Consider the following 12,517-nt stretch of genomic DNA (forward strand, 5'->3'; position numbering starts at 1 on the left):
ATCCCCCTTATTTCACTAACCAAACTCTTAACACTGAATATAATTGATCTAAGTCTAATGGTTTGCTTATATAATCTGAAGCACCAGCTTCTATACATTTTTCTCGGTCATACTTCATTGCTTTAGCAGTAAGAGCAATTATAGGAATTTCTGTTAAATGCATTGAGTTTCGAATGATTTTCATTGTGTCATACCCATTCATATTAGGCATCATAATATCCATTAGAATAACATCAAATTCCTGCGATTGTTCTAAAATACTAAGACAGTCCATCCCATTTTGAGCAACTGTGACTTCCATTCCTAATCTCTCTAAGGTTATTCTTAACGCAAATATATTACGATTGTCATCATCTACTATTAACACATTTTTCCCTTTAAACTCCTCTTGCTCTTCCTTTAAAGGTAATGTACCTTTTTCAATTGATTCTAAAACTGGAATTTCCTGCTCATCCAGCTGCTCTTCTATAGTTTCTTCATTTTCCGAAGTAGCTACTTCCATTGTTACCTCTGAGATTCCTTGAGGTAAACTTGGGATAGAAAGAGTAAACTTACTTCCTTTACCTTCCTCACTACTTAGTGAAATCCATCCACCTAACAACCTTGCAAATTCTCTACAAATGGATAATCCAAGACCAGTTCCACCATATTTACGTACTGTTGCTCCATCTGCTTGCTGGAATGTTTCAAAGATAAGTTTATGCTTCTCTTTCGGAATACCAATCCCAGTGTCTGTTACGATAATTTCTAGCCAATCACTGCTAATGCTTTTCATTCCACTAGTTAGTAATTTTTTCTTCTTAACATGTAAGGATACAGATCCTTTTTCCGTAAATTTAAGAGCATTTGATAAAAGATTCTTCAGTATTTGCTGAAATCTCTTTTCATCTGTATAGACAATTCCATCTAGATCTTTCTCCATTTCTATTTCAAAGCTTACATTCTTTTGATTTGCTACTGGAGCGAATACTCTTTCTAATTGAGAAGTAACTTCCTTTATACTTACTTCACTAAAATGTATATCTAGCTTACCTGCTTCCACCTTAGAAAGATCTAGAATATCATTTATTAAAGATAATAAATCTTTTCCCGAGGAATGAATTACATTAGCAAACTCTGTTTCTTCTGCTGATAGATTATTCGAATCGTTTTCTGCAAGCATTTCAGAGAGAATTAAAATACTATTTAAGGGTGTTCTAAGCTCATGAGACATATTAGCTAAAAACTCTGATTTATAGTTAGAGTTTTTAATAACTTGTTCCGTTCTCGCCTCTAATTCTTCTTTTGCCTTCTCTAGCTCTATATTTTTTCCTTCAGCTTCTTTTGAACGTTCTTCCAACTGCTCGTTTGTAGCCATCAGCTCTTCTTTTTGCATTTGTAATTCTTCCGATTGTGATTGTAATTCCTCTGATTGAGTTTGCAATTCTTCTGATTGGACTTGTAACTCTTCTGTCATGGTTCTGGACTCATTTAATAGACGTACAATTTCCATCCTAGTAAGAATACTATTAACCGTAACTCCAAATGAACTAGCTAATTGTTTTATTAAGTCTTGTTCAAGACTTGTAAATTCAGTAACAGATGCAAGTTCTGCTACTGCAATAACCTCTTCTTCGAAAAGAATAGGAATAATCATTATACTTCTTGGCAATACTTCCCCAAGTCCTGTAGATATTAAACGGTAATCCTTTGGAATGTCTTTCATATATAAAACTGTTTTTTCCTTTGCACATTGCCCCATTAAACCTTGGCCAAAGAGGAAATTATCTCTACCAACTTGATTTTCTCCTTCTGCAAAGGAAGCTACTTTTACATAACTAATTTGATTATGTTGATTATCTTTTATATAAAAAGCTCCAAAATTAGCATCTGTTTTCTTAGCAATTTCTGAGATAAATAAGTCTGATAGTGTTTCAAGAACAGATATACCCTGAAATTTAGTAACAATGTCTGCTACATTTGATTGTAACCAGTTTCGTTCCTCTAAATTATCAAGTAACATATTGGTAGCTTCTGCAAGCTCTTTAATTTCATCATTTGATTTTACCTTAATTCTCGTGCTTATCTCTCCTGTTGAAGTTGCAATCGTTTGAATAGAGCCCGTAACTTCTTTAATGGTTCTAACAATCGATTTCGAAATTTGATTAGCAATAAGGATGGAACCAACCGAAATAAGAACTAGTGCTCCAAATAACAACAAGGTTAATTGATTATTTTGACTATCAAGTTGATTTGCTCTTGTGTCGGAAGTTTTTCTTTCGTCGGCTCGAAAGGAATTAAACTTTTCTTTTATTTGATCCATGTCTTCTCTACCCGGATCTGTTAGGAAGAAATCGTTTATTGCTGCCGTATCATTTTGTTGTTTATATTCGATAACTGGTTCCCCTGCTGTTTCAATCCAGTGCTCTATATTCACTTTCACTTTCTCTAAATCCGCTAGTTGGCTTTCATCTTGTACTAATTCATATAGCTTATTATATGTATCATCCCAATTTTCTAAGCCAACATAATAAGGATCCAAGTAGCTCTGTTCACCTGTTATAACATACCCCCGCTGTCCAGATTCCATATTTACTATATATTTCTCAATAGCAGTAGTTAGTTCATGAATGTTTGAATCATAGTCAATGATTGAATTTCGTTCCTTCTGCAAGGCTCTTATTTGATCATTAAGTATAATTACAGATATTAGCAAACAAAGTACGATAACGATATACCCAAGAATAATCTTAGATCTAATTCCAATTTTCAATTTTGATTGCATCATTTATCCTTCCTTAACTATATTTATATATTAATAGTATAGTATTTAACTAGAAAATGAAATAAACCTGACCATAAAAAAAGAATGCTTTTTGAAAAATGTTGTGAATATAACAGGTTAAAAACTCATGAAAAAACCGAACTTATCGGAGGTTATTAAACTTAACCTAATGATTAGTTCGGACTATTTTAGAAAATAAAAGTCGTGAGGGACCTTCTAATCAAAGCACTTACCTTTTGGAATAAAAACAATCATTACAAATCCTGTGCTTAAATCTTGTTGGTAATTCATTTCCACAAGAAACACAGCTTCTAATTCTAGATTTCACTTTAATTCCCGTTTTGAGGCGTTCATTTATTTGATCACTAATATCTTCTCGCCATCTTTCCCAATAGTATGCTTCTGTTCTTTTGTCTAAACGGTATAAAAACAACAAATGAAGTCCGATTGATTTATAAGATAGCTCTAATTCTTCTAATGTGGTATTTTTAGTCTTTGGTTCTGGTAAATCTCTATTTTCTACTATTGCTTCCATGTTTGTTTTCCACTGAGCTCTTAGAGTTGGTTCACTAACGGAAAAAGGAATTCTTAGAAAATGAAATAAATCTAACAGATTCATCCTTGCTTCGACCATCGTATCCATAATCATTTCATACAGCAGCATTTCATCTGCTAAAGTCGCCTTTTTGGTGCCAGTCGGACTTTTAAAATGCCCCCATAAATAAAAGAATAGCCCTAAATTATTGGAATATCGTTGAAATCTCTCTATAACCGTTGATGTTGGAGCAATTGTAAAACTTTGTATCCCTTCATCCTTCTTTTCTAATAGGTATGTCATTTTCTTCAACTCATTGGAAAAAGCTACTCTTCCTACTTCATAAATTCCTTTTCTTCCCGCTCTTCCTGCAATTTGTTTTACTTCTTGAGAAGAGAGAAATCTTTTCTTTGTACCATCAAATTTGTCATTTTCCAAGAAAACAATTCTTCGAATAGGCAGATTTAATCCCATACCTATTGCGTCAGTTGAAACGATGACGGTTGTCTCTCCGTTAATAAATCGCTGCATCTGCTTTTTTCTTGTTTCAGGTGGCATGCTTCCATAAATAACACTTACAGACAATCCTTTTTTTTGTAAAAAGGAGGCTGTCTCCAAAACTCCTCTTCTTGAAAAACAGACTAGTGCATCCCCTTTTTTTGTATGATCTAATTTAAAAAGGGTATTTTCTATATGCAACGGTATATCTCTTACATATTCGTTGATTTCAATATTTCCCTCACCAATTAATTCTATTATGGTCTGTTTTGCATGTAGGCTACATATAATATGCACCTCTTTTGCATTCGCTTTTGTAATAGCTCTATACCAAGAAAATCCCCGATCTTTATCAGCAATTAGTTGGGCTTCATCTATTACAAGTACTTCATAATAGTCTTTCTCATGAAACATCTCCACGGTACTTGATTGATGGTTAGCACCTTCTACTAATTTTTCTTCTTCTCCTGTTTTCAACGAGCAAGGAGTTCCATCTTCATTCAACCTCTCGTATATCTCTAAAGCCAGTAAACGTAATGGCGCCAAATATAATCCACTTTCGGCCTTTTTCATTCTATTTATTGCATGATGCGTTTTCCCTGTGTTTGTTTCTCCTACATGCAAAATATAACGAATGCTACTATTAGCTCTAGGAAAATACTCTTGCCCAAAGATATCTTCAATCATCCTTGCTTCTTGTTCTTTTCGTTGTCTTTGCTCTTCTAAATCTTCTGCTTCTTTCTGTTTCTTCTTTTGTACATCTTTTTCCATTATTTCTTTATGAACATCTATATCAAATGGTATATCTAATAGCTTTTCTAGATCTATCACATATTCAGTCAATAAATCATTTAAAAAATCTTCCGCTACTTCTCTTAATAAGGAATTGCTCACTTCCTCTAAATAAGTATTTGAAAGCGGCTTATGAAAAACAGTATCATAATCTAATAATAAATGACTTGGTAGCTTTCCTCTTAACCAGCTTGGAACATAATCTTGTAATTGTTGAAAGATCAGTTCTTCATAAGCTTCCGTTCGATCTTCAAGGAAATAAAACTGATTATATGGCATATCCATTTCATTTGTAATATATTCCTCAAATGTCACTTCCATAGAGGAAAGCACAATACCGTTTCTTTCAATTTCAATAGCTAAGCGTGAACCAATTAAGTACCTTATGTATAAGAATAACTCCTCATAGCTATCATCTAAGAGCTTTTCAATATAGTACGTAAATTTCAAATAGCATTTGCGTTCAAGTTCTATCTTGGTATTCTTTTCAAGTTTTTTTATATATCTTTCTCTTTGGCTAACATAGCGCTTTTTCCAAGAATCTTCTAATACAAATAATCCTTGTAACCAACTCAAATAATCAAAGCTATTTACTGTTCGTATATCATTTTGAAACAATCGATTAATCATTTTCTTATTTAAATCGGTTATATCAAACCCTCTATCTGTTAAGTATTGCTTTTTATCAGAATAGGGAATATGACTGGTTGCTGTATTTAGCCATGTATTCAGCCATATTTGAGTTATATATACCTCTCTCTCCCTTAGATACATCTCTAATGATGCGAAGGTTTCTTTCCCTTCCAAATACCTATCTATGTCTTCTAATATCAAATTCTGTGTCTTCTGTATGGCTGTATCGTATTGGGTCTTTAATAGTTGATTAATCATGTTTATACTCCTATACCCTAATCTATATTTATTCCATTTTATCTTAGTTATATAAATATTTTAAGTATAGTATCTTATATATCCCTTATTTTTAAACTTTAGGATTATATATGTAATATATGGGAATATATCTTGTATAGTATTAAATATTTCCTAAGAAATGAAAAAACCCTTGCACATCGGCAAGGATTATTTGGGGAGTCTTCTTTAATTGATATAATATAACGAAAATTAGCTGTTTAGTTCATTTTTATATTTTTCTAATTCCTTTGCTGTACAACGAACAAAGTGTCCAGGAGTAACTTCTCTTAGTTCTGCAGGTTCACTTGTATCGTGAATAGAAGGATCATAAGCAATTCTCTTACGCTCGCGCTCATATCGAGGGTCTGGAAGAGGAATAGCTGATAGTAAGGATTTCGTATAAGGGTGGATTGGATTATCATATAATTCATCTGCAGTTGCCAATTCAACCATATTACCCATGTACATTACACCAATACGATCACTAATGTACTTAACCATAGAAAGGTCATGAGCAATAAATAAATACGTAAGTCCACGTTCTTTTTGCAGTTTTTTCAATAAGTTAACAACCTGTGCTTGGATGGACACATCTAGTGCAGAAATAGGCTCATCACAAATGATGAAATCTGGCTCAACTGCTAATGCACGAGCAATACCAATCCTTTGACGTTGACCACCACTGAACTCGTGTGGGAAACGTGTAGCATGTTCTTTATTTAATCCTACTACTTCCAGTAATTCCTCAACTCTTTGACGACGTTCTTCTGGAGTTTTCGCAAGCTTATGGTTATCAATACCTTCTGCGATAATATCCATTACTGTCATACGAGGATTTAAAGAAGAATGCGGATCTTGGAAAATCATCTGCATTTTTTGATTAAATTTGCGTAGCTCAGCTTTTGATTTCTTACCATGCACATCTTCGCCATCGAATTTAACTTCTCCGCCAGTAGCATCATAAAGTCGAATGATTGTTCTTCCAGTTGTTGATTTACCACAACCAGATTCACCAACTAGACCAAAAGTTTCTCCTTTGAAGATATCGAATGATACTCCGTCTACTGCTTTGATTACACGATCTCTTCCTGCTGAAAAGTGTTTTTGTAGATTTTTAACTTCTAGTAATTTTTCGCTAGTCAACTTTAGATACCATCCTTTCTACCAGTTTGAGAGAAGCCTTGCATTCTTTGTTTAACAGAATCTGGCGGCTCAATTTTAGGTGCATCTTCGTGTAATAACCAAGTTGCAGCATAATGAGTATCAGATACTTTAAACATAGGTGGTTCCATCACCTTATCTATTTCAAGCGCATATTTATTTCTTGGAGCAAATGCATCACCTTCTGGTGGCTTTAACATATTTGGTGGGCTACCAGGAATAGCAAATAACTCTTCATCATCACTATCTAATGTTGGCATAGATCCAATAAGTCCCCAAGTGTATGGATGTTTAGGATTATAGAAAATATCATCAACTGTACCAATCTCTACAATTTTACCAGCATACATAACCGCAACACGATCTGCTACGTTTGCAACAACTCCAAGATCATGGGTGATGAAGATAATAGCACTATCTGTTTTCTTTTGAATATCCTTCATTAACTCTAAAATCTGTGCTTGAATCGTAACATCAAGTGCTGTTGTTGGTTCATCAGCAATTAGAATTTTAGGGTTACATGCAAGAGCAATAGCAACTACTACACGTTGGCGCATACCACCTGAGAATTGGTGAGGGAATTGGTTTATACGAACCTCTGGTTGAGGAATCCCAACAAGCTCAAGTAACTCTAGCGCACGTTTTCTTGCATCTGCTTTACTCATGTTTTGGTGCAAGATTAAACCTTCCATGATTTGATTTCCAATTTTCATGGTTGGGTTAAGAGAAGACATTGGATCTTGGAAAACCATAGAAATTTCTTTCCCACGAATTTTCTGCATTTCTTTTTTTGTCTTCTTAACAATATCTTCGCCTTCAAAAAGGATTTCGCCTGTTTTAATAACACTTTGAGGTTCTGGCAGAAGTCTCATTAGTGCATTAGAGGTTACAGATTTCCCGGAACCTGACTCACCTACAATTGCTAGTGTTTCCCCTTTATTTAGATCGAAGCTAACACCACGAACAGCTTGTACTTCACCATTGTAGGTGTTAAATGATACTCTTAAATCTTTGACTTCTAATAATTTACTCATTTATAAACACCTACTTTCTATTTATGCATTTTAGGATCAAATGCGTCACGAAGACCATCACCTAATATGTTGAACGCAATCATAAGAACAGATAATACAACTGCTGGGAATACAAGTAAATATGGGTATAGTCTTATGTTAGCAAAACCAAGCTCAATTAAAGCACCTAATGAAGCATTTGGAGGTACAATACCTAAACCAATAAAGCTTAAGAATGCTTCGAAGAAAATTGCTCCTGGTATAGAGAACATTGTGTTAACAATAATGATACCACTAATATTTGGAACTAAATGTCTTCTGATAATTGTTCCATTAGGGGTTCCTAATGTTCTTGCAGCTAAAACAAATTCTTGATTAGTCAGTTTTAAGACTTCTCCACGAACAATACGTGACATTCCTATCCAACCAGTAATGGCTAATGCAATAACAATAGAAACAATACCTGGCTGTAAAATAAGCATCATTAGTAATATGATAACTAAGTTTGGAATACCCACTAGTACCTCAGCGATACGCTGTAAGATGTTATCAACTCTTCCACCGTAGTAACCAGAAATACCACCATATGCTACACCAATTAGTAGATCAAGTGCTGCAGCTACGAATGCGATGATTAACGATACTCTTGTACCTTCCCAAAGTCTTGTCCATTGGTCACGTCCTAATGTATCTGTACCAAACCAAAAATACGTATCATCTATCCCTTTTTCTTCATAAATATGGAATGTGGCTTTAACAGCAGCCGAATTTCTAGAGCCATCGCCCTGTTCCAATTCTTTAATTTCAATAAACTCAGCATCACTCTTATATCGTGCATATGCTTTATTTGTTGCGTCTTCTACTGATGAACCTTCATAACGTCCAGATAAAGTTCCATCTAAACCTAACCATGAGATATTCTCTAAAACTGGCACTCTAGGTGGTAATTTAGCGCGTGATAAATCTTGACCATCATTACCATACTCATTCATATGAGGACCGATTATACTTAAGATAATAATTAGTAGGATAACAAAGATACTAATAATAGCTGGTTTATTTTTAAATAAAGTCCTTCTAGCATCTTGCCCAAACGTTCTACTTGGAGCAGTAATTTTCTCACTAACATTTTCTTCTTGCTTAAGAGGCTTAAATAAATTCTTATCTATTTTATTTAGATTATTTTTATCCATTTTATTTCTTTCCTCCTGCAATTCTAATTCTTGGATCGATTAATCCATAAAGGAGGTCAATGATTAAAATGATAACAACAAAGGCAAATGCATATAATAATGTCGTTCCCATAATTGTTGGATAATCATTTACTGTAACAGATGATACGAATTGCTCACCAATTCCTGGAATAGCGAAGATTTTCTCAATAACTAAGGAACCTGTCATTAAACCTACCGCCATTGGACCAATAACTGTAATTAGTGGAATCAATGCGTTTCTTAATCCATGCTTAAAGATAATACCTGCTTCAGATACCCCTTTTGCTCTAGCAGTTGTAATATAGTGAGAATGAAGTACTTCAATCATCTCAGTTCTTGTAAATCTCGCAGAAATGGCTAAAGGCGTTATAGCCAATGCAATAGTTGGTAGAATGGTATATTCAAATCCACCCCAAAGTGCTACAGGTAATAGATCCCATTGCACAGCAAAGAAGTATTGTAATAAGCCCGCAAAAACAAAGGACGGAACAGAAGTCCCTAATACTGCTATTGTTGTAGATGTAAGATCAATTGGCCCGTTTCGATAAATAGAAGCAATTAGTCCAAGTAAAATCCCTATAACTGTCCCTAACACCAATGCCTGTCCACCTAGTAACGCAGAAGGACCAATTTTTGCAGTCAAAATATCGGTAACTGGCGTGTTATCAAATGCAAATGATACACCCAAATCCCCTTGCACTAGTTTTCCTAAATAATTTACATATTGAACAGGTATCGGGTCGTTCAACCCATATTTTTCCAAAATAATAGTCTTTTGTTCCGCACTTAATTTATCATCAGCTTTCAAAGGACTTCCTGGAAGAAACTTCATAAGGAAGAAAGACACTGTTGCTATGATGAAAAGAGTTAAGAACATATACCATAAACGTCGAAGTAGATATCGAGCCATCTGTGCACCTCCTAATTTTCATTTTTTTATTATACCATAATAATTTATTTTTTCTATAATCAGAATTTTCCTAATGCAAAATATAAGAGAGTATATGCTATAAAAGCATACACTCTCTTTTCATTTCATAGCATGAATTTCATAGTAATTGAAATTATTCAGCAGATCCTACGCTAACCCATTTATATTCATATGTTGCACCAAATGGATTCTCAATTAAGCCTTGAATTTTTTGAGATGATAAGAATGCACCACCACGTTGGTAGATTGGAGCAATTGCACCATCTTCAAATAGAATTTTTTCAGCTGCTAAGAAGTTTTGGTAACGAGCTTCGTTATCTGTTGCAAGAGTTGTTTTAGTTTCTTCTAGTAACTTATCATACTCAGTATTAGAGTAGCCCATTTGGTTATTTCCACCATCAGTAATCCATAGGTCTAAGAATGTGTATGGATCTAGGTAGTCAGGTCCCCAACCAGAAATTTGAAGATCGTAATCCATATTTGTATCTAAGTCTAAGCGTTGCTCAAATGGTACTTGTTTTAACGTTACTTTTAAACCAGGTAGGTTTGTTTGTAATTGGTTTGCAAGGTATTCGTTCATTGTTTTAGATACATCAGTGTCTCCACCAAGTAATTCTACTTCTAATGAATCTACTCCTAATTCAGCTAAACCAGCTTCCCAATATTTTTTTGCTTCTGTAACATCATAAGTTACAAGGTCGCCACTTACTTCACGGAAATCACCGCTACCATCTGGCATTGGAGTGAAGTTAGCAGGCAATAGACCATTTGCTACTAGAGATCCATTGTTTAAGATTTCATTTACTAAAGATTCTTTATCAAATGCACGGCTAATAGCTAAACGAATGTTTTTGTTAGCAAGTGCTTCGTTTCTAGTTTGGTTCATTTTGAAATAGAATACTGAGTTATCTGGCTTAATAGTATAATCTTCATCTGAAGAGTATTGATCTACTAAGTCAGAAGATAATGATGCACGATCTACTTCACCTTTTTCATAAAGGTCAACCATTGTTTGGTTATCTTTTACTACTACATAGTTAATTTGTTCTAACTTAACTGTGTCAGCATCCCAATAGTCTTCGTTTTTCACGATATCCCATTTTTGAGAAGTACTTTCCCAGTTTTCAAGAATGAATGGTCCGTTAGCAAGTAAGTTGTCAGAGCTAGTTGCGAATGCATCGCCTTTTTCTTCAACAAACTTTTGGTTTAACGGCATGAATGTACCGAAAGTAGTTAATGATTCGAAATATGGAGTTGGATTAGCAAGAGTAACAACTAAAGTATGGTCATCTTCAGCTTTAACACCAAGCTCTTCTAATGGTAATTCACCTTTACTTACTTCTGTAGCATTTTTGATTACGCCACCCATCATGTATGGACCATATTCTGAAGCAGTGTCAGGATTTACAGCACGTTGCCATGCATATACGAAATCATTTGCTGTTACAGGGTCACCATTTGACCATTTTGCATCTTCACGTAATTGGAAAGTCCAAGTTAATCCGTCTTCAGAAACTTCATGGTCTTCTGCAATACCAGGTTTTACCTCTGCGTCTTCACCTAAACGGTATAAACCTTCCATTGTTGTACCAATGAATTGGAAACCATATTCGTCAGTAGCTTTAGATGGATCCATAGATGGAATCGCATCACCGTTGATTAAGTTTAATACTTGTTTTACATCTTCAGATGACGAACCGCTATCATCACTAGCGTTATCGTCTCCACCAGAACATGCTGCTAAAAATACACTTAGTACTAATGTAAGAGAAAGCAGCCAAGTCAATTTTCGCTTCATTAAAAAGACCCCCCATTGTTATATTATTCTGTAAATTACACCTAAAAAAGAAGCTAAAGAGAGTATACTATTATTCTAATAGAGTTGTAAAGACTAAATAGAAAGATAATTTGAAAAATTAATCTAGTATGATAGACTACTATCGTGTGGTTGCAACAAAGACAACGCTTTCTATAGGTAAAAAAACTTAATAAATTTTCTTTAAAAGTAATATTTGTACGCGTTTAACAGAGGTTTTTTATGCAATAATTTCCATATAAATTCATATGTCAGTATATTATTTCTCCATAGGGTTAATAGTGAGTTCCCTCTTACTAGATGTACTTTCTAATCATATTAGGGTAAAATACGATTATTCGATAACTAAATTATAAAGGTGAAAATAGCATGCTTCTTAAAAAATGGGGTTTACTTTTCGTTAATATCGTTCTAACTTTTATTTTATTCTTTATCTTTTCCTCAGAATATAACTTGTTACATTATATAAATGCAGTATTTTATCTTTCATTTTTCTACTTAGTTCTTTTTGTTTTTATGTACATTGCTAAAGGTGGATTTTTCGATGGTGTCACTTTCAGTTTTAGAAGATTTAATCATACTATGTTTAAAAAAGATGATTATTTAGAAGAATGGAAAGAGAAACCATTACCATCCGAGATGATGAATAAGACTTTTTATGCATCACTTCGATTTCAAGTAATTGTACTAGTTCTATTTTTACTAGTATTATTAGTCACTTTTTATAATCTTTAATAGAGAATTTTGAAAGTGTGAGTCCAAAATGGGGCTCACACTTTTTGTTTATATTTAGTGGGGTTCTATCCATTATTTTTTTAGCATATTTTTGTATTAATAACATTAAAAATGTGTATATAATGTTTTTTCTCTCTTGTATTCTC

Annotated in this window: 8 protein-coding genes; 1 reads left to right on the plus strand and 7 read right to left on the minus strand. The window is 33.9% G+C overall.

Going from position 1 to position 12,517, the window contains the following annotated elements; all coding sequences use genetic code 11:
- Nucleotides 1-7: 7 nt before the first annotated feature.
- The 7 genes from F9279_RS07825 to F9279_RS07855 all read right to left on the minus strand — a co-directional run bounded on the left by F9279_RS07825 (nt 8) and on the right by F9279_RS07855 (nt 11,618).
- Entirely contained in the window at nt 8-2,764 is a 2,757-nt protein-coding gene (locus tag F9279_RS07825) for an ATP-binding protein (RefSeq protein ID WP_152112326.1), read from the minus strand.
- A gap of 229 nt (nt 2,765-2,993) precedes the next feature.
- Nucleotides 2,994-5,480 carry a helicase-related protein gene (locus F9279_RS07830; protein ID WP_226793352.1) on the minus strand — a complete coding sequence of 829 codons (2,487 nt, stop codon included), beginning with the start codon at nt 5,478-5,480 and terminating at the stop codon, nt 2,994-2,996.
- Nucleotides 5,481-5,711: 231 nt separating this feature from the next.
- Entirely contained in the window at nt 5,712-6,644 is a 933-nt protein-coding gene (locus F9279_RS07835; protein WP_152112241.1) for an ABC transporter ATP-binding protein, read from the minus strand.
- 2 nt (nt 6,645-6,646) lie between these two features.
- Nucleotides 6,647-7,696 carry an ABC transporter ATP-binding protein gene (locus F9279_RS07840; RefSeq protein WP_152112242.1) on the minus strand — a complete coding sequence of 350 codons (1,050 nt, stop codon included), beginning with the start codon at nt 7,694-7,696 and terminating at the stop codon, nt 6,647-6,649.
- Between the two features lie 17 nt (nt 7,697-7,713).
- Nucleotides 7,714-8,868, minus strand: coding sequence for an oligopeptide ABC transporter permease (gene opp3C, locus F9279_RS07845; RefSeq protein WP_152112243.1), 1,155 nt, complete (start codon nt 8,866-8,868; stop codon nt 7,714-7,716).
- A gap of 1 nt (nt 8,869) precedes the next feature.
- Nucleotides 8,870-9,799 (minus strand): oligopeptide ABC transporter permease, encoded by a 930-nt coding sequence (gene opp3b / locus F9279_RS07850; RefSeq protein ID WP_152112244.1) that lies wholly within the window; start codon nt 9,797-9,799, stop codon nt 8,870-8,872.
- A 154-nt stretch (nt 9,800-9,953) separates the two neighbouring features.
- On the minus strand, nt 9,954-11,618 hold the full coding sequence (locus F9279_RS07855; protein WP_152112245.1) for a peptide ABC transporter substrate-binding protein: 1,665 nt from the start codon (nt 11,616-11,618) through the stop codon (nt 9,954-9,956).
- Nucleotides 11,619-12,005: 387 nt separating this feature from the next.
- On the opposite strand from F9279_RS07855, the gene F9279_RS07860 reads away from it, so the two are divergent.
- Nucleotides 12,006-12,371, plus strand: a complete 366-nt coding sequence (locus F9279_RS07860) for a DUF3899 domain-containing protein (protein WP_152112246.1) — start codon at nt 12,006-12,008, stop codon at nt 12,369-12,371.
- Nucleotides 12,372-12,517: the final 146 nt, after the last annotated feature.

The organism is Bacillus sp. B1-b2, from assembly GCF_009183415.1.
In the GTDB taxonomy this organism is placed as follows: Bacteria; Bacillota; Bacilli; order Bacillales; family Cytobacillaceae; genus Niallia.

Bases quoted from the DNA above. Each gene is read 5' to 3' on its own strand.
- F9279_RS07825 (WP_152112326.1), bottom strand. From the start codon at position 2,764: ATGCAATCAAAATTGAAAATTGGAATTAGATCTAAGATTATTCTTGGG.
- F9279_RS07830 (WP_226793352.1), bottom strand. From the start codon at position 5,480: ATGATTAATCAACTATTAAAGACCCAATACGATACAGCCATACAGAAG.
- F9279_RS07840 (WP_152112242.1), bottom strand. From the start codon at position 7,696: ATGAGTAAATTATTAGAAGTCAAAGATTTAAGAGTATCATTTAACACC.
- opp3C (WP_152112243.1), bottom strand. From the start codon at position 8,868: ATGGATAAAAATAATCTAAATAAAATAGATAAGAATTTATTTAAGCCT.
- opp3b (WP_152112244.1), bottom strand. From the start codon at position 9,799: ATGGCTCGATATCTACTTCGACGTTTATGGTATATGTTCTTAACTCTT.
- F9279_RS07855 (WP_152112245.1), bottom strand. From the start codon at position 11,618: ATGAAGCGAAAATTGACTTGGCTGCTTTCTCTTACATTAGTACTAAGT.
- F9279_RS07860 (WP_152112246.1), top strand. From the start codon at position 12,006: ATGCTTCTTAAAAAATGGGGTTTACTTTTCGTTAATATCGTTCTAACT.